Source organism: Micromonospora sp. NPDC048907 (assembly GCF_055586885.1).
In genome coordinates, this window is the sequence record NZ_JBVJHI010000003.1 from 120,739 (window position 1) to 145,232 (window position 24,494).

Below are 24,494 nucleotides of genomic sequence, written 5' to 3' on the forward strand. Positions count from 1 at the left end.
TCACACCGGGCTGCCGACCGGTGCCGCGTCGACCCGACGCAGCACCAGGTCGGCGAGTTCGGGCAGGTCGGTCAGCGGATCGGCGACCGCCACCGCGCCGGCCCGCTCCGCCGACGCGCGGACCGCGTCGTGGAACAGGCCCGGGGCGAGGAAGTAGGCGGCCACGGCCACCCGGCGGGCGCCCGCCGCACGCAGCCGGGTCACCGCGACCCCGGCCCCCGGGGGCGCCGCCGAGGCGTACGACACCTGGCAGGGGACGCCCAGCTCGGCGCCGAGGGCGGCGGCCACCCGCCCCACCGAGCCCCGCGCCCGCGGATCCCGCGTGCCCGCCGCCGCCAGCACCACGCCGTCGAACCGGCCCGGCTGCGCCTCGGCCAGCCGCCGGCGCAGCCCCGCCAGCAGCCGGGCGTCCACCACCCCGTCCGCCGGGCCCAGCACGTCGGTCACCCGCACCTCGATGTCCGCCCCCCGCGCGCGGGCCGCCGCCACCGCCGCCGGGACGTCGACCTTCCGGTGGTACGCGGCGGTCAGCAGCAACGGCACCAGCACCGCCCGGGAGTGGCCGGCGGACGCCAGGTCCCGCAGCACCGCGGCGGGACCGGGGTCGGTGTGGTCCAGCCAGCTCGGCAGCACCGGCACGCCCGGACGGGCGGCCGCCACGGCCCGGGCCAGCGCCCGGGTCGCCGCCGCCGCCCGCGGGTCCCGGCTGCCGTGCGCGACCAGCACCACCGGCGGCTCGGCGGTCAGGTGTGCAGGCCGCACTCGGTCTTCTCGAACATGGCCCAGCGGCCCGCCCGCGGATCCTCCCCCGCCTTCGTGCGGCGGGTGCAGGGCCAGCAGCCGATCGAGCCGTAGCCCCGGGCGAACAGCTCGTTCACCGGGATGTCGTAGCGGGCGATGTAGGCGTCCACGTCCCGCTGGGTCCACGCCGCGATCGGGTTGACCTTGACCTTGCCGCGCCGCGCGTCGAACGCCACCACCGGCGTGTTCGCACGGGTCGGCGACTCGTCCCGGCGCAGCCCGGCGGCCCAGGCGTCGTAGCCGGTCAGCGCCCGCTCCAGCGGCTCGACCTTGCGCAGCTGGCAGCAGTCGTCCGGGGATTTGCTGAACAGCCGGGGACCGTACTGGCCGTCCTGCTGCCCCACCGTCATCCGGGGGCGGATCGAGCGCACGTTCACGGGCAGCCGCCGGGCCACCTCGTCGCGGACCCGGAGCGTCTCCGGGAAGTGCAGGCCGGTGTCCAGGAACACCACGTCGACCCCGGGGGCGACCCGGGAGACCAGGTGGGCCAGCACCCCGTCGGCCATCGAGCTGGTCACGCAGAACCGGTCGCCGAAGGTCTCGGCGGCCCAGCGGGCGATCTCCAGCGCCGGCGCGCCCTCCAGCTCCCGGCCGGCCCGCTCGGCCAGCGCGCGCAGCTCCTCCGGGTCGCGCCGGGCCGGGTCCGCCGGGGCCGGCCCGGCGACCCCGACCAGGCCCAGGCCGGCGGCGGAGCGCAGGGCGCTCACCGGGCCACCGCCCGGCTCAGCAGGCCGGTGAACCGCACGGTGAAGACCCGGGCGCAGGCGTGGCACTCCCAGGCGCCGTGCCCGGCTTCGTGCGGCCGCAGGTCCTCCTCGCCGCAGTAGGGGCAGTAGAGAGGCGCAGATCGGGCATCGCTCATCGCAATTCCTCCTCGTCGACCCTGATCACCCAGTTGGCGAAGCTCTCGCCCTCGCTCCGGCCGGCCAGGTAGCGGCGGGCCAGCCGTTCCACGTACTCCGGAAGCTCGTCGGCGGTGGTCTTCAGGCCGCGCAGCTTGCGGCCGAAGCCGGCGGTCTGCCCCGCGGCCATGCCCAGGCCGCCGCCGAGGTGCACCTGGAAGCCCTCCACCTGCCGGCCGTCCGGGCCCACCACGAGCTGACCCTTCAGGCCGATGTCGGCCACCTGGGTGCGGGCGCAGGCGTTGGGGCAGCCGTTGAGGTGGATGGAGATGTCGGCGTCGAAGTCGCGCAACCGCTCCTCCAGCCGGGCCACCAGTTCCTCGCCGCGCCGCTTCGTCTCGACGATGGCGAGCTTGCAGAACTCGATGCCGGTGCAGGCCATGGTGCCGCGCCGCCAGGCCGAGGGCCGGGCCTCCAGGCCGATCCCGCGCAGCTCCGCCACCAGCGAGTCGGTGCGCTCCGGCGCCACGTCCAGCACGAGCAGCTTCTGGTACGGGGTGAGCCGCACCCGGCCGCTGCCGTGCGCCTCGGCGACGTCGGCCAGCCGGGCGAGCTGGGTGCCGGAGACCCGGCCCACCACCGGGGCGGCGCCCACGTAGTTGGCGCCGTCGCGCTGCGGGTGCACGCCGATGTGGTCGACCGGCTTCGCCGGCAGCGCCGCGGCCGGGCCGTCGAGCAGCGCCCGGCCCAGGTACTCCTTCTCCAGCACCTCGCGGAACTTCGCCACGCCCCAGTCGGCGACCAGGAACTTCAGCCGCGCCCGGTTGCGCAGCCGGCGGTAGCCGTAGTCGCGGAAGATGCCGACCACGCCGGCCCAGACGTCCGGCACCTCGGCCAGCGGCACCCAGACGCCGAGGCGCTTGGCCAGCATCGGGTTGGTGGACAGCCCGCCGCCCACCCAGACGTCGAAGCCGGGACCGTGGTCGGGGTGCTCGACGCCGAGGAACGCGATGTCGTTCGCCTCGTACGGGGTGTCGACCAGCCAGGAGATCGAGGTCTTGAACTTGCGGGGCAGGTTGGAGTACGCCTTGTCCCCGACGTACCGGCGGACGATCTCGTCGACCGCGGGCGTCGGGTCGAGCACCTCGTCCCGGGCCACCCCGGCGACCGGGCTGCCCAGCACGACCCGGGGGCAGTCGCCGCACGCCTCGGTGGTCTGCAGGCCGACCGCCTCCAGCCGGCGCCAGATCTCCGGCACGTCCTCGACCCGGATCCAGTGGTACTGGATGTTCTGCCGGTCGGTGATGTCGGCCGTGTCCCGGGCGAACTCCCGGGAGATGTCCGCGACGACCCGGAGCTGGGCGAGGCTCAGCTCACCGCCGTCCACCCGCACCCGGAGCATGAAGAACTCGTCCTCCAGCTCGTGCGGCTCCAGCACGGCGGTGCGCCCGCCGTCGATGCCCGCCCTGCGCTGGGTGTAGAGGCCCCACCAGCGGAACCGGCCGCGCAGGTCCTGCGGGTCGATCGAGGCGAAGCCCCGGTGCGCGTAGATGTTCTCGATCCGGGCCCGCACGTTCAGCGGGTCGTCGTCCTTCTTGATCCGCTCGTTGGGGTTGAGCGGCTCGCGGTGCCCGAGCGCCCACTGTCCCTCACCACGCGGCCGGCGGGGGGCCCGGGCGGCCGGTGCCGGGGTGTCGGGCCGGGTCGTGGTGGTGCTGCTGACCGCCATCGCGGCGTCCTCCGTTGTCTGCTGTGCCTGAAAGCGCGGACGCGGCGGCCGGCCCTGGATAGGGGCCGAGGACGGCGATGTCGATGACGGCCGGCGCGGAACGCGCCCGAGACGGATGGGTCGGGCGTCGTCAGTGGGCCGGACAGATCGCGCTGCGGACACGGCCGTAATCGACGTGGCGACGGGCCACGAAGCGGCGGATGACAGCGGCGGTCATAGCCCACATGCTCCCACAGCCGTCGATGACCGGCCAATGACCGAGTGTGTGATCCCACATCACGGGCAGCGCGCGGATCGGTTTACCGGCCCGGCGGGCGGTCCCGTTGTGTGACGCTGCGGGATGTGACCCCGCCCGCCGAGCCCCCGCCGTCGCACGGCCGCCGGGACTGGCCGGTGTGGGCGATCCCCGGCCTGCTCACCCTGGTGGTCACGCTCGCCGGGATCGGGCACGCGCAGCCGTGGCGGGACGAGCTGGCGACCTGGAGCGCGGCCACCCGCCCGGTCCCCGACCTGATCCGGCTGGCCGGCACGATCGACGCCGCCACCGGGCCGTACTACCTGCTCATGCACGGCTGGACGGCGCTGTCCGGCACCTCGCCGACCGCGTTGCGGCTGCCGTCCGCGCTGGCCATGGCCGGGGCCGCCGCGCTCACCGCCCGCCTCGGCGCCCGGCTGGTCGGCCCCCGGGCCGGCCTGCTCGCCGGGCTGCTCCTGGCCGTGCTGCCGGCCACCTCCCGGTACGGCCAGGAGGCCCGCCCGTACGCGCCGGCCACCCTGCTCGCCGTGCTCGCCACGCTGCTGCTCGTCGGCGCGCTGCGCCGGCCGGCCCGGGGACGCTGGGCCTGGTACGCGGTGGCCGTCGCCGCGCTCGGCCTGCTCCACCTGATCGCCCTCACCCTGCTCGCCGCACACGCCCTCGTGGTGGTGCTGGCGGCCGTGCGGGGCCGGCCGGCGGCCGGCGTGGCGCCGCCACACGACCCGTCGGACCGGGCCGCGGATGCCCGGGCGCGCGAGGCGGCCCCGGACACCGGTGCGCGCGAGGACGCGCCGCGAGCCGGCGGCGGGGACATCGGCCTGCTGTGGCGATGGCTGGTGGCGCTGCTGCCGGCAGCCGTGCTGGTCGTGCCGCTGGTGCTGGTGGCCGGGGGGCAGCGCGGCCGCCAACTCGACTGGGTACGCCTGGTCCGCGTCGACGACCTGGCCGCGCTGCCCGGCGCGCTGGCGCAGAGCGGGGTGGTCGGCGGCCTGCTGGCCGGTCTCGCCGCGCTGGGGGCGGCCCGGCTCGGTCGGCGGGCGCTGCTGCCCGGTGCCGCCGTCGTGCTGCCGGTGCTGCTGCTCTTCGCCGCCGGCACGGCGGTGCCGCTCTGGGTGACCCGGTACCTCGTCTTCACGGTGCCGTTCGCCTGCCTGCTGGCCGGGGCGGCGCTGGCCGGCGTACGGCTGGTGCCGGCGCTGGCCGTGGTGACCCTGGCCGGCCTGCTGGGGCTGCCGGACCAGGCGGCGCTGCGGCGCACCCACGAGTGGCCGCGGAGCGCCCCGGTGGACTACGCGGGCGTGGCCCGGATCGTCGCCGACCGGCAGCAGCCGGGCGACGCGGTCGTCTACTCGCCCCGGGACAGCTGGCTCTTTCCGGACCTGGGGCTGGCGTACCACCTGGGGGCGCGCCGGCCCCGCGACGTGCTGGTGGTCCGCGACCAGCGGCAGCGCGCGGACCTCTGGGCGGCCGAGTGCGACCGCCCGGCCGAGTGCCTGGCCGGGGTGGACCGGGTCTGGCTGATCGTCACCGGCCGGCGCGCCGACCCGCTGGCGGCGGTGCCCGGGGCGAAGGGCGACGCCCTGCGCGACGCGTTCACGGTCCGCCAGGTGTGGCCCCGCCCCGGCCTGACCGTCGCCCTGCTCACCCGGTGAGCGGCGAGGGCGGCCGGTCAGCCGGCGAGCCGGTCGGCGGTGCCGCGCGCCAGGGGTACGACAAGCATGGCCTCGGTGCCGCCCTCGGTGCCGTTCCGCAGCTCGATGGTGCCGCGCAGCTCGCCGGTGACCAGGGCCCGCACGATCTGGAGGCCGAGGTTGCCGCCCTTCTCCGCGTCGAAGTGGGCGGGCAGGCCCCGGCCGTTGTCGGCGACCGAGACGTGCAGCTGCTTGCGGAACCGGTGCGCGGAGACCACCACCACCGGCTCCGGCCCGCCCTCGGGGCCGGGCGCGCCCTCCTCGCCGGCCGGCGGGAAGCCGTGCTCGACGGCGTTGAGGAGCAGCTCGTTGAGGACCATCACCAGCGAGGTGGCGATCTCGGCGGGCAGCACGCCGAAGCTGCCCCGGCGGCGCATGCCGACGGTCACCTCGGTGGCGGCGACCTCGGTGGCCGCGCTGGCCACCCGGTCGACGATGCCGTCGAACTCGACCGCCTCGTCGCTGGACATCGAGAGCGTCTCGTGGACCAGGGCGATGGAGGCCACCCGGCGTACCGACTCCTCCAGGGCGACCCGGGCCTCCGGCATGGACACCCGGCGGGCCTGGAGGCGCAGCAGCGCGGCAACGGTCTGCAGGTTGTTCTTCACCCGGTGGTGGATCTCCCGGATGGTGGCGTCCTTGGTGATGAGGGCACGGTCGCGGCGGCGTACCTCGGTGATGTCGCGGACCAGCACCAGCGCGCCGATCGGCACGCCCGCGGGCATCAGCGGCAGCGCGCGGGTGAGCATGGTGGCGCCCCGGGCGTCGATCTCCCGCCGGGGCGGGGCCTCGCCGCGCAGCGCGGCGAGCACCGCGTTGCCCGCGTCGGTGCCCTCCAGGGGGTCGCCGGCCAGCCGGCGGTGCAGCTTGGCCAGGTCCTCTCCCACGAGATGGGAGGCGAAGCCCAGCCGGCGGTACGCGGACTGCGCGTTGGGACTGGCGTAGGTGACCTTGCCGTTGGCGTCGAGCCGGACCAGGCCGTCGCCGACCCGGGGCGCCGAGGTGGTCTCGCCCGGGTGCCGGGGCGGCGGGAAGGTGCCGTCGGCGATCATCTGCGCCAGGTCGTCGGCGGTGGTCAGGTAGTTCAGTTCGAGCTGGCTGGGCGTGCGGGCGGTGGAGAGGTTGGTGTCCCGGCCCACCACCGCGACGACCTCACCGGACTCTCCGTCGGCGGTGCGCAGCCGCACCGGGATGGCCTCGTGCCGCGCGGGCACGTCGCCGTACCAGACCGGGTCGCCCTCCCGCCAGATCCGGCCCTGCCGGTGGGCGACCTCCAGGTGCGCCACCTCGGGCCCGCCGACGATCCGGCCGACCTGGTCGTCCAGGTACGCGGTCGGCGCGGTCGTCGGGCGGACCTGGGCCACGCAGAGGAACGTGCCGTCGCCGTCGACCGGCACCCAGAGCAGCAGGTCGGCGAAGGACAGGTCGGAGAGGAGCTGCCAGTCGCCCGCGATCCGGTGCAGGTGATCGATGTCGGCCGGCCGGAGCGAGGTGTGCTCCTCGGCGAGGTCACGGAGGGTGGACACGCTGAACAGCGTGCCACGCCGGGGCTCACATCGTCGCGGTGACCTTCTTCAACCCGCGCGGGGCGTCCGGGTCCTCGCCCCGGGCCAGGGCCAGGGCCAGGGCGAGCCGCTGGAGCGGCAGGATGTCGAGCAGCGGGGCGTACCGCTCGTCGACCTCGGGCACGGCCATCCGGGCGGTCGCCCCGACGTCGGCGGAGCCGACCACCACGACGTCGGCGCGGCGCTCGCCGAGGCGGGGCAGCACCTCGCGCATCGACCGACCGCCGGGACCCGACCCGACCACGGCGAGCACCGGCACGTCCGGGTCGGTCATGGCGAGCGGGCCGTGCAGCAGGTCGGCGCCGGAGAACGCGAGCGCCGGCAGGTAGGACGTCTCCATCAGCTTCAGCGCCGCCTCGCGGGCCGTCGGGTACGCGTAGCCCCGGCCGGTGGTGACGAGCTGGCCGGCGAACCGGTAGCGCGGGGCGAGCTGGGCCGGGGTGGCGTCGGACAGGGTGCGCTCGGCCAGCTCGGGCAGGCGGGCCAGGCACTCCCGCTCCTCGGCGGGGAGCACGCCGTCGCCGGCGCGTACGCCCTCGACGAGCATGAGCAGCGCGAGCAACTCGGCCGTGTAGGTCTTGGTGGCCGCGACGGCCCGTTCGTGCCCGGCGGCGATGTCCACGCTCAGCTCGGCGGTGTCCACCAGCCGCGAGTCGGGGTTGTTGGTCACGGCCAGGGTGAGCGCGCCGGTTTCCCGGGCCACCCGCAGCACCTCGGCCAGGTCGGGCGAGCCGCCGCTCTGGCTGACCCCGACCACCAGGGCGTCGGAGAGGTCGGGCCGGGCGCCGAAGACGGTGACGGTGCTGGGCGAGGCGAGCCCGGCGGGCAGGCCGAGCCGGATCTCGGTGAGGTAGGCCGCGTAGAGCGCCGCGTGGTCGGACGTGCCCCGGGCGGTGAAGACCACGTGGCGGGGCCGGCGCTCGGCGATCACCGCCGCGACCCGGGCGATCGCCCCGGCGTGCTCGGCGGAGAGCAGGCGGTCGTAGCCGGCCGGCTGCTCGTCGATGTCGGCGGCCATCCCGGCCCCTGGACGCGTCACGAAAGACCCCCTCCTGCGCGATTGCCGCGCGTTCGGTGCTCAGTCTTGCACCTTTCGGAGACAGTGAGCAATCGAACGAACAGGAGTGCGCAGTGGATCACCATCTGGCCGCATGATCCCCTAGGCTTGCCCGGCTGGCGGACCGACCACCCGAGAGGACGACGTGCCCGAGGACGACCCCGTGCTCTCGGCGGAGGAGGAACTCGCGCTGGCCCGGCTGGCGCTGGCCGAGGGAGACCTCCGGCACGCCGCCGGACACGTTGCCGCCGCCCTCGTCCGGGCCCCCACGCTGCCCGAGGTGCACGAGGTGCTCGCCCGGCTCGCCGCGGCCAGCGGCGGCGACCTGGAGCTCTTCCCGCTCGGCCACCACGCCTTCGTCGGCGCGGTGGTGGCCCGCGCCCACCTGCTCGCCGCCGCCGGCCGCCCCGCCGAGGGGCTCGACCTGCTCGCCGCGGCGACCGGCTACGCCCCCGCCGCCGAGTGGGCCGCCGTGCCCTGGGTGACCGCGCCCGACCTGCCCGAACGGCTCGACCCCGAGCGCACCGCCAGGATCCTCATGCAGGTCTGCGCGACCGCGCCCGACCCGGTCCCCCGCCGGCTGCGCGACCCGCTGCGCCCGTACCTCACCCTGGCCCGCAACGCGGTCACCGTGCACCCGGCCCATCCGCTGCTGCTGGGCGCGGCCTCCGCGCTGGCCCGGCGCCTCGGCGAGGTCGCCCTCGCCGTCACCTGGGCCTCCCGGGGGGTACGCGCACAGCCCACCAAACTCGGCGAGGTGTGGCTCGGGTACGCGTACCGCAGCGCCGGCCGGACCCGGGACGCGCTCGCCGCGCTCCAGCGGGCCGTCGCCCTCGACCCCGACGACCTGGCGGTCTACGCGGACATCGCCGGCACGCTGGCCGACCACGGCCGGCTCGACGAGGCGCTGGATTGGATCGACCGGGCACTGGCCAGGGACCCGACCTTCGACTGTGCCGTGCACACCGCCCACCGGCTGCGCTTCCAGCGCGACGGGGACGTGGCCCACCTGGTGGCCCTCGCCGACTTCGTGCGGGAACATCCCGACGACACCCACGAGCACGGGGACCTGGCCGAGTGCTGCCGGGGCCGCCCCTGGTTGGGCCAGGTGACCCCGGCCGGCGGCGCGGTGCTGGACGCGCTGCGCCAGGCGCTCACCGCCGACACACCCCTGGCCGTACGCCTGGACGGGCTGGAACCACCGAGCGCCATGCGGACCGCGGCCGAGGCGGCGCCGGGGCTGGCCGTCGAGGTGACCGCGGTGGCCGAACCCGACCCGCGCGAACCCCGCCGGGCCACCACCTGCCAGCTCTGGCGGTACGACGGCACGGTGGCCGCGCCCACCCTGCCCACCCCGTCGGCCGAGGCGGCGGAACGGATCCGGCAGCTCGCGCACCCGGCCTGGCCACACCCGCCGGCCGCGTACGACGCCGCGGTGGGACTGGCCACCCTGGACCTGGCCGACCTGCTGGGCGTGCTGGTGCACCCGCCGGCGGCGCCGGCCACCGCCCTCGGGCGGGTGCTCGCCGGCCAGGACCCGTCGCTCTGGGTGCGCTGCGTGCAGGTGTGGGCCTGTCTCGGCCTGCTGCACCACCGCACCGACGAGCCGTGGGCGGAGTCCACCCGGCGGCGGGTGCTGCTGGAACTGCTCTGGGGCGTGGAGGACTGGATCACCGAGGCGGCGATGTTCGCGCTGGTCACCGCCGCCTGGGTGGATCCCGCGGTCCGCCCCGACGTGGCCCGGGTGGTGGCCGAACGGCTCGCCGACGTGGCGGCCGTGGCCCGCGAGCGCCCGGTGCCGATCGCGGTGTCGCTGGGTCACCTGGCGCTGGCCACCCCGGACCTGGACCCGCCGAGCCGCGCCCTGGCCGACAGCCTGGCCGCCGGCCCGGTCCCGGCCGCCCCGCCCGGCGCCCTGCGCCGCCTCTGGCGCCGCCTGGCCGGGCTCTTCCGCCGGCGTCCCTGACCCGCCACCACCTCCGGCCGAGCCTCGGCCGCAGCCCGGAAACGCCGCGGCCACGCCGGCCCGGGAACGGGTCGGCGTGGCCGCGGCGGACGGGTCAGGCGACGGGAGACCTGCCGAGGGCGGCCTCGGCCTGGTCCTCCGGGGTGGTGTCGGCGGGCGGGGCCTCGTTCGCCGAGCGCAGCGGGACCTCCTTGATGAACCAGGCGAGCACCGGGACCGCCACGGTGAAGAAGACCGCCCAGAAGAAGACGTGCGAGATGGCGTCGGAGAGCGCGCCGAGCACGACCTCCCGCACCGGCCCGGACAGCTCCTTGAGCTTCTCCAGGTTCATGGCGCCGCCTTCGCCGCCACCCCCGCCGGCGAAGGCCGGACCGGCGGCGGAGTCGGCGAGCCGGTTCGCGAAGATCGCGCCGAACAGCGAGACGCCGAACGAGCCGCCGATGGACCGGAAGAAGGTGGCCGCGCCGCTCGCCGCGCCCAGGTCCCTCTGCTCCACGCTGTTCTGCGCGATCAGCATCGAGGTCTGCATGAGGAAGCCCATGCCGACGCCGAGCACGACCATGTAGAGCGAGGAGACGGTCTTGCTGGTGCCCAGGTCGAGCTGGGTCAGCAGGCCCATGCCGGCGGTCATCACCACGCCGCCGATGATCGGGAAGGCGCGGTAGCGCCCGGTCTTCGTGATGGCCCGGCCGACGACGAGCGAGACCACCAGCATGCCGAACATCAGCGGGAGCAGCAGCAGGCCGCTGTTGGTGGCCGAGGCGCCCTGCACGGTCTGCTGGTAGAGCGGCAGGAAGTTCATGGCGCCGAACATGGCGAAGCCGAGCAGGAAGCCGATGATCGAGATGAGAGCGAAGTTCCGGTTGCTGAACAGGCTCAGCGGCAGGATCGGCTCCGGGGCACGCCGCTCGACCAGGCCGAAGGCCACCAGGGTGACCAGTGCGAGGGCGGCGAGGCCGAGGATCTGCGGGGAGGCCCAGTCGTACTGGTTGCCGCCCCACGTGGTGACGAGCACGATCGCGGTGATGCCGACGGAGAGCAGCGCGGCGCCCAGCCAGTCGATCTTGTGCTCGGTGCGGTACTTCGGCAGGTGCATGGTGGTGGCGAGCACCAGCAGGGCAACGCCGCCGAGCGGCAGGTTGACGTAGAACGCCCAGCGCCAGGAGAGGTGGTCGGTGATGAAGCCGCCGACCAGCGGGCCGGCCACCATGGCGATGGCCATGATGCCGGCGATCATGCCCTGGTAGCGACCCCGCTCGCGGGGCGGCACCAGGTCACCGATGATCGCCATGACGCCGACCATCAGGCCGCCCGCGCCGAGACCCTGGACGGCCCGGAAGGCGATCAGCTCGATCATGCCGGTGTCGTTGCCGCCGAACACGCTGGACCCGGACATGCCGCAGAGCGCGGAGCCGACCAGGAAGACGACCACCGAGGTCAGGAAGACGGCCTTGCGGCCGTAGAGGTCACCGAGCTTGCCCCAGATCGGGGTGGAGACCGTGGTGCCCAGCACGTACGCGGTGACCACCCAGGTGAAGTGGTCCGCCCCGCCGAACTCGAAGACGATCCGCGGCAGCGCGGTGCTGACGATCATGTTGTCGAGCATCGCGAGCATCATCGCGATCATCAGGCCGAAGAGGACGACCCGGACATTGGGTCTGGTCGCCACCTGGGCTGGTTGACTCATGGGTAAGCTCCCCCGAAGATCTGTGACGTACTTACTTGCCGTCCGGCTAGTTACCTTACTAGCCGGACGGTAAGTTGGTCAGTAGGAACCGTCAAACGAATTGGGTGAGGCACGGGTGAGGGAGAGCACAGGCGGCACGCGGCAACGCATTCAAGCCGTCGCGCTGGAGCTCTTCACCGAGCAGGGCTACGAGAAGACCTCGCTCCGGGAGATCGCCGAGCGACTCGGCGTGACCAAGGCCGCCCTCTACTACCACTTCAAGAGCAAGGACGAGATCGTCAGCAGCTTCGTCGACGACCGGCTGCGCCGGATGGACGAGCTCATCGAGTGGGCCGACACCCAGCCGGCCACCCTGGCGACCCGGCGCGCGCTGCTGAGCCGGTACGCCGACGCCATGTTCGCCGGTGAACTGCCGCGGGTCATGCGGTTCTTCGAGCAGAACCAGACGGTGCTCAAGAGCCTCACCGCCGGGCAGCAGATGCGCGACCGGATGATGCGGCTGGCGCACGAGCTGAGCCGGGGCGACGACTCCCCGGCCGCCCAGCTGCGCGCCACGTTGACCCTGTTCGCCGTGCACAGCAGCTGGTTCGCGGTCCGCACACCCGGCATCAGCGACGACGAGCGCAAGAAGATCGCCCTCGAGGTCGCCGACGAGCTGCTCGCGAAGATCGCCGACGCCTCCTGACCGGAGCGGCCGGCGGGCCGGACCCGGGTCAGGCCGGGCGGGTCAGGTCCAGGCGGAGGCCGAGCAGCTCCACACCGGGCAGCGGGGCCCAGTCCTTCTCCGGCGCCCGCACGAAGCCCAGCCGCCCGTAGAGCCGCCGCGCCACGGCGGCCATCCCGCTGCGTACGCAGATCACCACCGCCGAGCAGCCCAGCTCGGTGGCGCGCGCCACGCACGCCTCGACCAGGACCGCCCCGGCACCGCGACCCTGCGCGGCCGGGTCGACCGCCAGCATCCGGAACTCGGCCTCACCCGGGCCGGCGAGTTCGGCGAACGGGGTGCCGGGCAGCACGAACGTCACGGCGCCCACCACCTCGCCGGTCACCTCGTCGACGGCGACCAGCACCTCACCGGTCTCCGCCCGGGTGGCCACGTCGGCCAGCACCGGCGCGTAGCCCGTCTCGCCCTTGAGCTGCCCGTCGGCCTCGTACGCAGCGACCGTCAGGCGGGCCACCGCCGGGAAGTCGGCCGGCTCCGCCCGTCGGACGCGCAGCCCGCTCAACCGATCACCGCGATCAGGTCGCCGTCCTGCACGACGTCGCCCTCGTTGACCGCGATCTGCCGCACCACGCCGTCGGACTCGGCGACGACCGGGATCTCCATCTTCATCGACTCCAGGATCACCAGCGTGTCCCCCTCGGACACGGTGTCCCCGGCCGACGCGACGACCTTCCAGACGTTCGCCACCATCTCGGCGCGGATCTCCTCGGCCATCTCCGGGCCCTCCCTCTCCACCGCTGTTCCTGCGAACGGTATCCAATCATGAGCCCGCTCACGCTCCGGCACAGCGCGCCCGGCACGCCGGTTCCGCCCCCGCCGGTCCCCCGCGACCCGCGTCGGCACTAGCATCAGCGCGGTCGGCTCCCGGTGCCCGGGAACCGGCACGCGACCTCCGCCGCGCTCGCCCGCGGCCGGACCGTGACCAGCACAAGGAGGCAGAGCATGGCGAAGAAGGCCCGTAAGAAGAAGGCCCGTAAGAAGAGCGGCGCCAACCACGGCAAGCGCCCCAACTCCTGATCCCGGATCGGAGTCGGTGCCGGCCCCCGGGCCGGACACACGGGTGGCCCGGGTCCAGACGGACCCGGGCCACCGGTGTCTTCAGCTCGTTGCCGCTGCCGTCAGTCGGCCAGCTCACGGGACTCGGTGGTCTCGAAGACCACCAGCTCGGACAGGCGGACCCGCAGCCGCTCACGCAACTGCTCCGGCGCGGTCTCGTTGCCGCAGCAACGGGCGACCAGCGCCTTCACCTCCTGCTCGATGCCGTACTCGTGCAGGCAGGGCCCGCACTCCTCCAGGTGCTCCCGGATGAGGACGCGGCGCTCCTCACCGCACTCCAGGTCCAGGTAGAGGTAGACCTCGGCGAGCACCTCGCGGCAGTCCGTCTCGTGCGGCTTCCCACAGCTCACGGTCACACCTCCCGGCTGGCGGCGGCGGTCGAGCCCTTCGACGGCGCGGAGGTGAAGCCCCGCTCCGCCGCGTACTGCTCGAGCAGCTTGCGCAGATTACGACGCCCGCGGTGCAGCCGCGACATCACGGTGCCGATCGGCGTGCCCATGACGTCGGCGACCTCCTTGTAGGAGAAGCCCTCGACGTCGGTGAGGTAGACCGCCATGCGGAACTCCTCCGGCAGCTGCTGGAGGGCCTCCTTGACGTCGCTGTCCGGCAGCCGGTCCAGCGCCTCGGTCTCCGCCGAGCGCAACCCGCTGGACGTGTGCGACTCCGCCTCGGCGAGCTGCCAGTCGGTGATCTCGTCCGTGGGCGCCTGGACGGGCTGGCGCTGCCGCTTCCGGTAGGAGTTGATGTAGGTGTTGGTCAGGATCCGGTACAGCCAGGCCTTCAGGTTCGTGCCCTGCTCGAACTGGTGGAAGGCGGCGTACGCCTTCAGGTACGTCTCCTGGACCAGGTCCTCGGCATCCGCCGGGTTGCGGGTCATCCGCAGCCCGGCAGCGTAGAGCTGGTCGACGAAGGGCATCGCGTCCCGCTCGAAGCGGGCCCTGCGCTCGTCCGTCTTCTCGGTCGTCAACCGCACGTCCCCTCGCGTCGGATGCTTTCCCGCCGAGGATACGCGTACCCACCTGTCGGCAGATTCACTTCCGGACTGTGTGCTGGTGCTCACGGCCGACGCCGTGGCGGGCCAGTCCGGCGCGTCCAGCAGCCGCTTGAGCTGCCGCGCGTCCCGTTCGTCCCGCTCCCGGCTCCGTGTCTCGGTCGGCACCGGTCACCCCCCTCGGCTGGAAAACGCATCCGGGGGTAGTAACGCTCGCCGCCGGGCCGGACATTCCACGCCGCCCCACCCGTTCCTGGTCCCCGCCTCGGCCGCGACCGACGCTGGGACCAGGAAGGGCCTGGGAGGGTGGCCCCGGACGCCCGAACCGGGCGCCCGACACCATCCGTAGCAACGACCCGCCGCCACCGACGGTCACGCCGACCCCTCCGCCGCCGCGTGTCGCCCCTCCGCCGCGCGGCGCCCCGGGCCTTGCGAGCCGGGTCGCCGGGCGACGTCGCGGGGACGGTCAGGCGGGAAGCCAGCCCTGGGCGCGGAGCCAGTCGCGGACGACTCCCGCCGTGGCCGCCGGGTCCCCGCGGAGGTCGTGCCGCTCGCCCGGACGGGTCACCACCTCGACGCCGGGCCCGGGCTCGGGCACCCCGAACGGGTCCCGGTCCCCGTTGACCACCAGCGTGGGCAGGCCGGTGCGCAGTTCCTCCGCCCGCGAGCGTTCCGGCCGCCCCGGCGGGTGCAGCGGGAACGCCAGCGCGACGACGCCGGCCGCGCCGACCGCGTGAGCGGTGCGGCAGGCGACCCGGGCACCGCTGGACCGGCCGCCGACCACCCAGCGGGCCACCTCCGGGTGTCGGGTGCGGAGTTCGGCCAGCACGGCCGTCCACGCCTCGTCGAGGTGCCCGGCCGGGGCGGGGGCGCGCCGGCCGGCGACCCGGTACGGCTGGGTCACCCGGACCACACCCGCGCCGGCGTCGACAAGCGCGTCCCGGACCGCCACCAGGTCCGGGGCGTCCACGTCGCCGCCGGCCCCGTGACCGAGCACCAGCACGGTGGCGCCGCCGGCCACCGGCGGGTCGACGTGGACCCGGGCCGGTCCGCGGGGTGTCCCGATCTCGTCACTGTGCCGCACGGGCCCATTCTGCGGGCGGTCCGGTGAGCGGCGGTCGCCCGGTGCGAAAACGGCGTCGCCCGCGCCGGCCGGCGGGCAGGCGCGGGCGACGGCCGAACGCGATCAGCTCGACGGCACCAGTGTGAGCAGGCGGTCGCGGACCGGTGGGCCGGCCTCGTCGAGGGCGTCCGGATCCGGCTGCACCTCGCTGCGCCAGGCGACCAGCATGGCCCGCCGCTCGCGCGGTGTGGTGCCGCCCCAGACGCCGTGGCAGTCACCCACCTCCAGGGCCCAGGCGAGGCAGGACCCCTGGACGTCGCAACTGCGGCAGAGCGCCACGGCCGCGTCGGCCGGCTCGTTGGGCGCCGGAAAGAACGTCTCCGGATCCACGCTCTGGCAGGTTCCCCTGGTCCGCCACGCCTCGTCGTGGCGCCGCTCGCGCAGGGCCCGCAGCAGTCGCGGATCCCGCCGCGCGGCGGCCACCTCGTGCGGGCGGGGCATGCGTGCCCGTGTCAATACACCCACCTCCCCCGTGGGGCCGGCAAAGATCATGAAAGATCGATGGGTGTCATCCGCCCCGTGCGAACAGACCCCAACACCGGCGCTGTGTTCTATCGCACTTGCGCGGGCGGGGACAAGAGCCTCCGGTAAACATGGCTAAACGGCCGGGCGACGTTTCAGGCGCAACCCCGGCAAATCAGCACACGACAATGTGCTGAGCGTGATCAGAACAGTGTCATTTCCGTCTCGGCCTCCGCGCGCGCCAGGGGGACCCGGGCGGTCAGCTCCGGGCCGTCGTTGCGGACGTCGCCGACCGCAGGCGAGACCGGGCGGATCTCCAGCCCCGCCAGCCAGGCCGGGGCGGGCGGCGCGAGCAGCTCGGCGGGCTCGGCGGCGGCGCCGAGCCAGGACGCCCAGCGCTCCCGGGGCAGCACCAGGGGCATCCGGTCGTGCACCTCGGCCAGCTCGCCCACCGCCGCGGTGGTCAGCACGCTGAACGTGAGCCGCGCCTCGCCGGCTGGTTCCCAGACCGACCAGATGCCCGCGAAGGCCAGCACCGAGCCGTCGCGCGGGGTCATGAAGTAGGGCTGCCGCCGGCCGTCGGCCTGCCGGACCCACTCGTACCAGCCGTCGGCCGGGACCAGGCAGCGGCGGCGGGCGAACGACGGGGCGTACGCCCGGCTGGTGGCGACCGTCTCCACCCGCGCGTTGATCATGCGGGCGGCGCCGGCGGCGCTGCGGGACCAGTGCGGCACCAGCCCCCAGCGGCCGACGGAGAGCAGCCGGTGCCCCTCCGGAGCCAGCCGGACGAGCGGCACGGGATCGGTCGGGGCGACGTTGAAGTCCGGGCCGACCCCGCCGGTCTCGTCGGACGACTCGAACAGCGCGCTCAGGTCGCCCGCGCTCCGGGTCGTCGCGTACCTCCCGCACATGGCGCCAACGCTAACCCGCCGGCGGCGTTCCGGCTGTCCCGCCAACCGGGAGCAGGGGCGACGGGCGGTTCCACCGGCCCGCGGAGTTGGCAGAATGTGAGCGTGGGGAATCTGACCGCGACGCGGCCGCCGCAGCCGTGGACCGCGCCGACCGCGAGCGACCCGGTCGCCGCGACGCTGCGCCTGCCCGGCTCCAAGTCGATGACCGCCCGGGCCCTGGTGCTCGGCGCGCTGGCCAGCGGCCCGTCGACGCTCGACCGGCCGCTGCGCGCCCGGGACACCGAGCTGATGGCCGGCGGCCTGCGCGAGCTGGGCGCGCACATGTCCGTCTCCGACGACGACCGCTGGCTGGTCCGGCCGCACCCACTGGTCGGCCCGGCGCACGTCGACGTCGGCCTGGCCGGCACGGTGATGCGGTTCCTGCCGCCGGTGGCCGGCCTGGCCGAGGGCCGGGTCACCTTCGACGGCGACCCGCACGCCCGGACCCGCCCGCTCGGCCCGCTGATCGGCGCGCTGCGCTCCCTCGGCGTCCGCATCGACGCCCCGCCGGTCGGCAGCCTGCCGCTGGTCGTCCTCGGCGCCGGCCGGGTCACCGGCGGCGAGGTGGTCATCGACGCCTCCGCCTCCAGCCAGCTCGTCTCCGGGCTGCTGCTGGCCGGGCCGCGCTTCGACCGGGGCGTGGTGGTCCGGCACGAGGGGCCGCCGGTGCCGTCCGCCCCGCACCTGCGGATGACCGTGCAGATGCTGCGCGCCGCCGGGGCGGCGGTCGACGACACCACGCCCGACGTCTGGGCGGTCGAGCCCGGCCCGCTGACCGGGCGCGGCTGGGAGATCGAGCCCGACCTGTCCGGAGCGGCGCCGTTCTTCGCCGCCGCCCTGGTCACCGGCGGCGAGGTGACTCTCCAGGGCTGGCCGCGCAGCAGCCTCCAGCCGGTCGAACAGCTGCGCGGGCTGCTGCACCGGATGGGCGGCGAGGTGATCCTGGGCACCGACGGGCTGACCGTGCGGGGCACCGGGACGGTCCGCGGGCTGGACGCCGACCTCTCCGACGTCGGCGAGCTGACCCCGGTGCTGACCGCGCTGGCCATGCTGGCCGACTCCCCGTCCCGGCTGACCGGCGTGGGGCACATCCGGGGGCACGAGACCGACCGGGTCGCCGCCCTGGCCAAGGAGTTCGCCGCGCTGGGCGCGGACCTCACCGAGACCACCGACGGGCTGGAGATCCGGCCCCGCCCGCTGCGCGGCGGGACCTTCCGGACGTACGACGACCACCGGATGGCGCACGCCGCGGCGGTGGCCGGGCTGGCGGTCCCCGGCATCGAGGTCGACGACGTGTCGTGCACCTCGAAGACCATGCCGGAGTTCCCGGCGCTATGGTCGGGGATGGTGACCGGCAAGAGCTGACGACGGGGGGACGTCCTGGCGACGAAGCGGCGGGAGTACGACGAGGACGACGTCCGGGTCCGACCCGGCAGGTCGTCGCGCCCGCGCACGCGCACCCGTCCCCGTCACGAGGACGCCGTGGACGGATTCGTCATCGCCGTCGACCGGGGGCGCTACACCTGCGTGTTCCTCGACGCCGGGCCCGACTCCCCGACCGTGACCGCCATGCGCGCCCGCGAGCTGGGCCGCAAGTCGGTGGTGGTGGGCGACCGGGTGGGCCTGGTCGGCGACACCTCGGGCGCTCCCGGGGCGCTGGCCCGGATCGTCCGCATCGCCGAGCGCCGCTCGGTGCTGCGGCGGACGGCGGAGGACGACGCCACCACCGCCGAGGGGCGGCTGGAACGGGTGGTCGTGGCGAACGCCGATCAGCTCGTGATCGTCAGCGCGCTGGCCGACCCGCCGCCGCGCACCGGGTTCATCGACCGCTGCCTGGTGGCCGCGTACGACGCCGGCATCGAGCCGCTGCTCTGCCTCACCAAGGCCGACCTGGCCGGCCCGGAGGCGGTGCTCGGCTACTACACCGAACTGGAACTGCCGTACGTGCTGATCCGGCCGGACTCCGACCTGGCCGCGCTCCGCGCGCTGCTCGCCGGGCGGGTGTCGGTCATGGTCGGTCACTCCGGGGTGGGCAAGTCGACGCTTGTCAACCGCCTCGTGCCGGAGGCCGACCGGGCGGTCGGCACGGTCAGCGCGATCGGCCGGGGCCGGCACACCTCGACCAGCGCCGTGGCACTCGGGCTGCCCCCGCACCCGGCCGGCAACTCCGGCTCGGCGCAGTCGGCGCCGGGCTGGATCATCGACACCCCGGGCGTGCGCAGCTTCGGGCTGGCGCACGTCTCCGCGGAGAGCCTGCTGCACGGCTTCCCGGACCTGGTGGAGGCGACTGTCGACTGCCCGGCCAACTGCCAGCACACCGCCGAGGAGGCGGACTGCGCGCTGGACGCCTGGGTGTCCGCCGGCAAGGCGGACCCGCGCCGGCTGGCCTCGTACCGCCGGCTGCTGGCCTCCCGCAGCGGCGAGGGCGACACGCGCGAGCCGGAGCGCAACCCCGGCGACCCGCTCGCCGGTTCCTGACCGGCGGAACCCGGGCGACCCGCGCGGCACGGCGGCACGGGCGTCGCTAGCGTGTCCGGCATGACCGGGTACGCCGACGACCTCGCCCTCGCCCACCGGCTCGCCGACGCCGCCGACGCGGTCGCCACAGCCCGGTTCCGCGCCCTCGACCTGCGGGTCGAGTCGAAGCCCGACCTGACCCCGGTGTCCGACGCGGACACCGCCGTGGAGCGGGAGATCCGCGCCCTGCTGGCCGCCCACCGTCCCGGCGACGGCCTGCTCGGCGAGGAGTACGGCGAGCAGCCCGCCACCGGCCCCGACGGGCGGCGCTGGGTCGTCGACCCGATCGACGGCACCAAGAACTTCGTCCGGGGCGTACCCGTGTGGGCCACCCTGATCGCGCTGCTGGAGGGTGACCGGCCGGTGCTCGGCCTGGTGTCCGCCCCGGCGCTGCACCGGCGCTGGTGGGCCGCCCGCGGCGCGGGCGCCTTCGCCGGCCCCGACGCGGCCTCCGGCGCGCCGATCCGGGTCTCCGGGGTGACCACCCTGGCCGACGCCAGCTTCTGCTACTCCTCGCTGACCGGGTGGGAGGAGGCCGGCCGGCTCGACGCGGTGCTCCAGATCATGCGGGACGCCTGGCGCAGCCGGGCCTACGGCGACTTCTACGGCTACATGCTGCTGGCCGAGGGGGCGCTGGACGTGATGGTCGAGCCGGAACTGTCGCTCTGGGACATCGCGGCGCTGGTCCCGATCGTCACCGAGGCGGGCGGCACGGTCACCGATCTGGCCGGGCGGCCGGCCCCGGCCGGGGACGGCTCCGGCGAGCACAGCGCCGTCGCCAGCAACGGCGCGCTGCACGACGACATCCTGGCCCGGCTCGGCCGGCCGGCCGAGCGCTGACCCGCCGGCAACCTCTATCCTCGCCAGGTGGTGTCCTCCGGTTGGTGCTTCCTGGCGGCGATGATCGTCGCGTACGGCTTCGCCAACCTTCTCCAGTCGGTGGCCGCGGCGCGGACCACCGTGCACCACACCTTCGACCCGGGGCTGCTGCTCCGGCTGGCCGGCCACCGGACGTACCTGGTCGGGCTCTCCTGTCAGGTGGTCGGTTTCGTGCTGGCCTTCCTGGCCCGCCGGGACCTGCCGCTGTTCCTGGTCCAGGCCAGCGTGGCGGCCGGGCTGGGCGTGACCGCCGTGCTCGGTGTGCTGGTGCTCAAGTGGCGCCTGCCGGCCGCCGAGGTGGCGCTGCTGGTGCTCCTGTTCGGGGGGATCATCGCGCTGGTGCTGGCCGCCGAGCCGGCGCCGTCCCGGCAGCTCGGCACGGCCGGGCTGGTCGGCCTGGCGGTGGCGCTGGGGGTGATCGCCGTGCTCGGTTTCTTCGCCGCCCGTCTGCACGGCGCGCCCGGCTCGGTGGCGCTGGGCGCGCTGGCCGGGATGGCGTTCTCCGCCGCCGCGGTGGCGGCCCGGCCGCTCGCCTCGGCCGACTCGGCGGAGGCGTTCGTCCGCGACCCGCTGCTCTACCTGCTGATCGCCCACTCGGTGGTCGGCCAGCTCCTGCTCGGGCTGGCCATGCAGCGCGGCTCGACGACGGCGGCCGTGGCCGCCATGGACGCCGCCGGGGCGGTGCCCGCGGCGATCGTCGGCCTGCTGCTGCTCAACGACCGGATCTGGCCGGGCCGGGAGTGGCTGGCCGGGGTCGGCTTCCTGGCCACGCTGGCCGCGGTGGTCGGCCTGACCCGGTACGCCGAGCCGCAGCACCACCACGCGGTGGCCCGGAACCGGGAGCGTTCCATGATCGGGGCCGGCTCGGCCGTCCGCGCCCGGCGCTGACTCAGGCCGCCTCGACCGGTCCGCGCTGGTCGGCGGCGACCTCGACGGGGCGCGTGACCTGGACCGCCGGCTCGGCCGGCTTGCGGCGCCCGATCACCCGCTCGTAGAGCCGCTCCAGCGCGCCGGCCGTCCGTTCCCAGGTGTAGCTGCACCGGACCCGGTCCACGGCGGCGTGCCCGTACGCGAACCGCCCGGCGTTGTCGGCGAGGATCCGGCGCAGGGTGACCCCGAGGGTGCGCACATCCCCGGGCGGCACCAGCTTGCCGGTCACCTCGTCGACCACCGCGTCGGCGATGCCGCCCATGGCGTAGCCGACCACCGGGACGCCGCAGGCCATCGCCTCCAGCGACACCCGGCCGGCCGACGAGTAGTGCGGGGTGCAGGCGACCACGTCGGCGGAGCGGTACCAGGTGGCCATCTGGTCGTGCGGGACCGCGCCGACCAGCTTCACCTGGTCGGCCACCCCGGTCCGCTCGGCCAGCTCGCGCAGCCGGCGCGCCTCGGCGTGGTCGGCGAGCTGCTCGGCCGGCGGGCCGCCGGCGATGACCAGTTCGGCGTCGCCGACGAGCCGCATGGCCCGGATCAGGTCCTCCTGGCCGTGGCCGGCGGCGAGCCCGCCGACGGAGAGGATGCGGGCACGCTGGTCGCGGGGGGCCGCCTCGCCGTCCGGGTGGAACTGGGCGGTGTCGACCCCGGTAGGCACCATGGCCACCGAGGTGCGTTGCAGTCCCATCCGGGTCAGCTCGTCGACCTCGTCGTTGCACTGGGCCACCGCGATGTCGACGGCCCGGGTCAGCGCCCGTTCCAGCGGGATCCGCTCCCCCGGCCCGTCGTACCGGCCGCCGAGGTGGCGCAGCTGCTCGACGCCGAGGGAGTGGAAGGTCTGCACCACCGGGATGTCGGTCTCCCGGACGGCGTGGGCGGCGGCCAGACCACCGACCCAGTAGTGCCCGTGCACCACCTCGGGGGCCCAGTCGTCGGACCACCGCTGCGCCAGCCAGCGGCCGAACTCGGTGACGTACGGGACCAGTTCGGCGGTGGGCAGCGGGGCGGGCGGGCCGACGGGGACGCGCTCCAGGTGGTAGCCGTCCACGTCCACGGACTCCTGGCCCCGCGCGTCACGGCGCTCGTACACGCGGACGTCGTGGCCCCGTGCGGCGAGTTCGGCCGCCACCCGCGCGATGTGCTGGTGGGTCCCGACGGTGGGACCGTCGACGGACGGGCCGGCGTGCGCGCACACAAGACCGACGCGCATGGTGCACCTCCATGCGTTTTCGCGAGCGGTGGGTCCTCCGGTCAGAGGGTCCCATTAACCCGGCCCCGCTGCGCCGAAACCTGGCAGATCGGGTGCGGGCCGGCGGGCCGTTCCACGGGTGGGACAGCGTGGCGGCCGGTCGGGTTGGTGACAATCTGCCCCGGTCGGGAGCGCGGCAACCGTGATCCGGGCGACTCCGGCGGCATGACCGGGCCGGACCGGGGGTACCGGCGAAGAATGCCTCTCACCCGCAGCCTCGACGACGCCACCGTCGTGATCACCGGCGCCTCCAGCGGGATCGGCGCGGCCACGGCGTACGCGCTGGCCCGGCGGGGCGCCGACGTGGTGCTGGCCGCCCGGACCGAGGAGGCGCTGCGCCGGGTCGCCGACCGCTGCCGGGAGCTGGGCGGGCGGGCCCTGGTGGTGCCGACCGACGTGACCGACCCGGAGGCGGTGGAGCGGCTCGCGGCGCGGGCGGCCGGCGAGTTCGGGCGGATCGACGCCTGGGTCAACAACGCGGCGGTGGGCACGGTGGGGCTCTTCGACGAGATCCCGGTGACCGAGTTCCGCCGGGTGGTCGAGGTGAACCTGCTCGGCACCGTCCACGGGACCAGGGCCGCGCTGCCCTGGCTCGACGCGGCGGGCGGCGGGGTGCTGGTCAACAACGCCTCGGTGCTGGCCGAGGTGGCCATGCCGTACCAGTCGGCGTACAACGCCACGAAGCACGCCATCCGGGGGCTGGCCGACACCGTCCGGCAGGAGCTGCGGGTCACCGGCCGCGGCCACATCTCGCTCTGCACGGTGCTGCCGGCCAGCATCGACACCCCGTTCTTCCGGCACGCCGCCAACCACACCGGGCGGGAGCTGACCCCGCCGCCGCCGGTCTACCCGCCGGACCTGGTGGCCGAGACGATCGTCCGGCTGCTGCGCCGGCCACGCCGCGAGGCGTACGCCGGGGGCGCGGCCCGGCTCATGGGGCTCCAGTGGCGGCTCGCCCCGGCGCTGGCCGAGCGGGTGCTCGGCTGGTACACGGCGCGCACCCAGTTCGGCCCGGGCGTACGCCTGGACGCCACCGGCAACGTGTTCCACGCCGACGCGGCGGCCGAGCGGACCGACGGCTGGCAGGGCCGCCGGGCGCAGCTGCTCCGGCTGACGGCGGCCTTCGGGCTGGCGGCGGCCGGCACCGCCGTCGGCACCATGGCGGCGATGAATCGGCGTTCCCGGACGGAACGCTGATGGGTCCCGCCGACCGGACTGATGCGCGACGGGGGGCGGCCGTGCACAATGGGACGATCATGCCGACGGACGTGCGCTGCCTGGTCGAGACCGACGAGTCCTCGGCGGTCGTCCGGCTGACCGGCGTGCTGGACCGGGCCGGGCTCGACGCCGTCCGGGACGCGCTGCTCGCCCGGCTGTGGCAGCGGCCGGGCGCGGCGATCGTCGACCTGTCCGGGGTGCGGATCGTCGATCCGGCCGCCCGGGGCCTTCTCGACGAGGTGCACCGCGTCGCCGTCGACTGGCCCGCCGCCGGCCTGCTGGTGTGCGACCCGGCCGGCCAGCCGGACGGCGTCCCGCCGGTCCACCGGTCCCTCGACTCGGCGCAGGCCGCCCTGGGCGACGCGCCGCAGGCCGCGGTGCTCGCCGCCGACCTGCCCCCGGTGGTGGCGGCGGCCCGGGAGGCCCGGGCCCTGGTCACCGAGGGCTGCGCCCGCTGGGGCGTGCCGGAGCTGGCCGAGCCGGCGTCCATCGCGGTCACCGAGATGGTCAACAACGTGGTGGCGCACGCCGGGACCCCGATGACGGTCCGGCTGGCGCCCCGCGACAGCGCCCTGCACCTGGCGGTCCGGGACCACTCCGCGCGGCGGCCGGCCTACGCCGGGCTGGCCCCGGTCACCTCCACCGGCGGCCGGGGGCTGCTGCTCATCGACACGGTGGCCCGCCGCTGGGGCAGCACTCCGCTTCCGGACGGCAAGGTCGTCTGGTGCGTCCTGCACGCCGAGGACGAGGCCACGCTCCGGAACTGAGGCCCTTTTCGCCCCGTTCCTCCCGATCCAC

General features: G+C 75.2%; 24 protein-coding genes and 1 pseudogene. 10 read left to right on the forward strand and 15 right to left on the reverse strand.

Annotated features, from left to right (window positions below; all coding sequences use genetic code 11):
- From ACZ6PY_RS10050 to ACZ6PY_RS10065, 4 genes are read right to left on the reverse strand one after another with little or no spacing between them, the layout of a single operon-like run.
- Positions 1-762 (reverse strand): sirohydrochlorin chelatase, encoded by a 762-nt coding sequence (locus tag ACZ6PY_RS10050; protein WP_466070966.1) that lies wholly within the window; start codon positions 760-762, stop codon positions 1-3.
- Positions 744-1,508 carry a phosphoadenylyl-sulfate reductase gene (locus tag ACZ6PY_RS10055; RefSeq protein WP_466070968.1) on the reverse strand — a complete coding sequence of 255 codons (765 nt, stop codon included), beginning with the start codon at positions 1,506-1,508 and terminating at the stop codon, positions 744-746. Before ACZ6PY_RS10055 ends, ACZ6PY_RS10050 begins: the two co-directional genes overlap by 19 nt.
- Positions 1,505-1,663, reverse strand: a complete 159-nt coding sequence (locus ACZ6PY_RS10060) for a hypothetical protein (protein WP_466070970.1) — start codon at positions 1,661-1,663, stop codon at positions 1,505-1,507. Before ACZ6PY_RS10060 ends, ACZ6PY_RS10055 begins: the two co-directional genes overlap by 4 nt.
- The gene (locus ACZ6PY_RS10065) at positions 1,660-3,372 is read right to left on the reverse strand and encodes a nitrite/sulfite reductase (RefSeq protein ID WP_313718345.1); all 1,713 of its coding nucleotides are present in this window, start codon (positions 3,370-3,372) and stop codon (positions 1,660-1,662) included. Before ACZ6PY_RS10065 ends, ACZ6PY_RS10060 begins: the two co-directional genes overlap by 4 nt.
- Before the next feature lie 342 nt (positions 3,373-3,714).
- On the opposite strand from ACZ6PY_RS10065, the gene ACZ6PY_RS10070 reads away from it, so the two are divergent.
- On the forward strand, positions 3,715-5,280 hold the full coding sequence (locus ACZ6PY_RS10070; RefSeq protein WP_466070972.1) for a glycosyltransferase family 39 protein: 1,566 nt from the start codon (positions 3,715-3,717) through the stop codon (positions 5,278-5,280).
- A gap of 17 nt (positions 5,281-5,297) precedes the next feature.
- On the opposite strand, the gene ACZ6PY_RS10075 is transcribed toward ACZ6PY_RS10070, so the two are convergent.
- The gene (locus tag ACZ6PY_RS10075) at positions 5,298-6,845 is read right to left on the reverse strand and encodes a sensor histidine kinase (protein ID WP_466070974.1); all 1,548 of its coding nucleotides are present in this window, start codon (positions 6,843-6,845) and stop codon (positions 5,298-5,300) included.
- A gap of 25 nt (positions 6,846-6,870) precedes the next feature.
- Positions 6,871-7,902 carry an SIS domain-containing protein gene (locus tag ACZ6PY_RS10080; RefSeq protein WP_466072036.1) on the reverse strand — a complete coding sequence of 344 codons (1,032 nt, stop codon included), beginning with the start codon at positions 7,900-7,902 and terminating at the stop codon, positions 6,871-6,873.
- A gap of 184 nt (positions 7,903-8,086) precedes the next feature.
- Between ACZ6PY_RS10080 and ACZ6PY_RS10085 the strand changes: the two genes are divergently transcribed.
- A complete protein-coding gene (locus ACZ6PY_RS10085) occupies positions 8,087-9,907 on the forward strand; it encodes a tetratricopeptide repeat protein (protein ID WP_466070976.1) in 1,821 nt (606 codons plus the stop codon).
- Positions 9,908-10,001: 94 nt separating this feature from the next.
- Here ACZ6PY_RS10085 and ACZ6PY_RS10090 read toward each other — a convergent pair whose 3' ends face one another.
- Positions 10,002-11,594: an MDR family MFS transporter gene (locus ACZ6PY_RS10090; RefSeq protein WP_466070978.1), complete on the reverse strand. Its 1,593-nt coding sequence runs from the start codon at positions 11,592-11,594 to the stop codon at positions 10,002-10,004.
- A gap of 115 nt (positions 11,595-11,709) precedes the next feature.
- Here ACZ6PY_RS10090 and ACZ6PY_RS10095 point away from each other — a divergent pair, with 115 nt between their 5' ends.
- On the forward strand, positions 11,710-12,279 hold the full coding sequence (locus ACZ6PY_RS10095; protein ID WP_466070980.1) for a TetR/AcrR family transcriptional regulator: 570 nt from the start codon (positions 11,710-11,712) through the stop codon (positions 12,277-12,279).
- 28 nt (positions 12,280-12,307) lie between these two features.
- On the opposite strand, the gene ACZ6PY_RS10100 is transcribed toward ACZ6PY_RS10095, so the two are convergent.
- Positions 12,308-12,820: a GNAT family N-acetyltransferase gene (locus ACZ6PY_RS10100; protein WP_466070981.1), complete on the reverse strand. Its 513-nt coding sequence runs from the start codon at positions 12,818-12,820 to the stop codon at positions 12,308-12,310.
- Positions 12,817-13,032 carry a biotin/lipoyl-binding carrier protein gene (locus tag ACZ6PY_RS10105; RefSeq protein ID WP_466072038.1) on the reverse strand — a complete coding sequence of 72 codons (216 nt, stop codon included), beginning with the start codon at positions 13,030-13,032 and terminating at the stop codon, positions 12,817-12,819. The genes ACZ6PY_RS10100 and ACZ6PY_RS10105 overlap by 4 nt, the downstream gene beginning before the upstream one ends.
- A 228-nt stretch (positions 13,033-13,260) precedes the next feature.
- Between ACZ6PY_RS10105 and ACZ6PY_RS10110 the strand changes: the two genes are divergently transcribed.
- Positions 13,261-13,335: a 50S ribosomal protein bL37 gene (locus tag ACZ6PY_RS10110; protein WP_369700219.1), complete on the forward strand. Its 75-nt coding sequence runs from the start codon at positions 13,261-13,263 to the stop codon at positions 13,333-13,335.
- Between the two features lie 101 nt (positions 13,336-13,436).
- Here the strand turns inward: ACZ6PY_RS10110 and rsrA are convergent, their stop codons facing one another.
- From rsrA to ACZ6PY_RS10135, 5 genes are all read right to left on the reverse strand, one after another.
- Positions 13,437-13,724: a mycothiol system anti-sigma-R factor gene (gene rsrA / locus ACZ6PY_RS10115; protein ID WP_154228517.1), complete on the reverse strand. Its 288-nt coding sequence runs from the start codon at positions 13,722-13,724 to the stop codon at positions 13,437-13,439.
- Between the two features lie 2 nt (positions 13,725-13,726).
- Positions 13,727-14,533: a sigma-70 family RNA polymerase sigma factor gene (locus tag ACZ6PY_RS10120; protein ID WP_313718336.1), complete on the reverse strand. Its 807-nt coding sequence runs from the start codon at positions 14,531-14,533 to the stop codon at positions 13,727-13,729.
- Between the two features lie 298 nt (positions 14,534-14,831).
- The gene (locus ACZ6PY_RS10125; RefSeq protein ID WP_466070982.1) at positions 14,832-15,449 is read right to left on the reverse strand and encodes an alpha/beta hydrolase family protein; all 618 of its coding nucleotides are present in this window, start codon (positions 15,447-15,449) and stop codon (positions 14,832-14,834) included.
- A gap of 102 nt (positions 15,450-15,551) precedes the next feature.
- Positions 15,552-15,944, reverse strand: a complete 393-nt coding sequence (locus ACZ6PY_RS10130; RefSeq protein ID WP_355056140.1) for a WhiB family transcriptional regulator — start codon at positions 15,942-15,944, stop codon at positions 15,552-15,554.
- Positions 15,945-16,153: 209 nt separating this feature from the next.
- Positions 16,154-16,861, reverse strand: a complete 708-nt coding sequence (locus tag ACZ6PY_RS10135) for an SOS response-associated peptidase (RefSeq protein WP_466070984.1) — start codon at positions 16,859-16,861, stop codon at positions 16,154-16,156.
- Positions 16,862-16,963: 102 nt separating this feature from the next.
- Here ACZ6PY_RS10135 and aroA point away from each other — a divergent pair, with 102 nt between their 5' ends.
- The 4 genes and pseudogenes from aroA (at position 16,964) to ACZ6PY_RS10155 (ending at position 21,291) form a co-directional block, all read left to right on the forward strand.
- Complete coding sequence (gene aroA, locus ACZ6PY_RS10140) at positions 16,964-18,265, forward strand: 3-phosphoshikimate 1-carboxyvinyltransferase (RefSeq protein WP_466070986.1); 1,302 nt, start codon at positions 16,964-16,966, stop codon at positions 18,263-18,265.
- Between the two features lie 162 nt (positions 18,266-18,427).
- Complete coding sequence (gene rsgA, locus ACZ6PY_RS10145; protein WP_466072040.1) at positions 18,428-19,378, forward strand: ribosome small subunit-dependent GTPase A; 951 nt, start codon at positions 18,428-18,430, stop codon at positions 19,376-19,378.
- Between the two features lie 60 nt (positions 19,379-19,438).
- Positions 19,439-20,257: a histidinol-phosphatase gene (gene hisN, locus ACZ6PY_RS10150; RefSeq protein WP_466070987.1), complete on the forward strand. Its 819-nt coding sequence runs from the start codon at positions 19,439-19,441 to the stop codon at positions 20,255-20,257.
- A gap of 60 nt (positions 20,258-20,317) precedes the next feature.
- Positions 20,318-21,291, forward strand: a pseudogene (locus tag ACZ6PY_RS10155) (hypothetical protein).
- On the opposite strand, the gene ACZ6PY_RS10160 reads toward ACZ6PY_RS10155, so the two are convergent.
- On the reverse strand, positions 21,186-22,439 hold the full coding sequence (locus ACZ6PY_RS10160; protein ID WP_466070989.1) for a glycosyltransferase: 1,254 nt from the start codon (positions 22,437-22,439) through the stop codon (positions 21,186-21,188). The pseudogene ACZ6PY_RS10155 and the gene ACZ6PY_RS10160 sit on opposite strands and share 106 nt — an antisense overlap.
- A gap of 237 nt (positions 22,440-22,676) precedes the next feature.
- On the opposite strand from ACZ6PY_RS10160, the gene ACZ6PY_RS10165 reads away from it, so the two are divergent.
- Positions 22,677-23,675 (forward strand): SDR family oxidoreductase, encoded by a 999-nt coding sequence (locus tag ACZ6PY_RS10165; RefSeq protein ID WP_466070991.1) that lies wholly within the window; start codon positions 22,677-22,679, stop codon positions 23,673-23,675.
- A 59-nt stretch (positions 23,676-23,734) separates the two neighbouring features.
- Positions 23,735-24,463 carry an ATP-binding protein gene (locus tag ACZ6PY_RS10170; RefSeq protein ID WP_466070992.1) on the forward strand — a complete coding sequence of 243 codons (729 nt, stop codon included), beginning with the start codon at positions 23,735-23,737 and terminating at the stop codon, positions 24,461-24,463.
- Positions 24,464-24,494 lie beyond the last annotated feature (31 nt).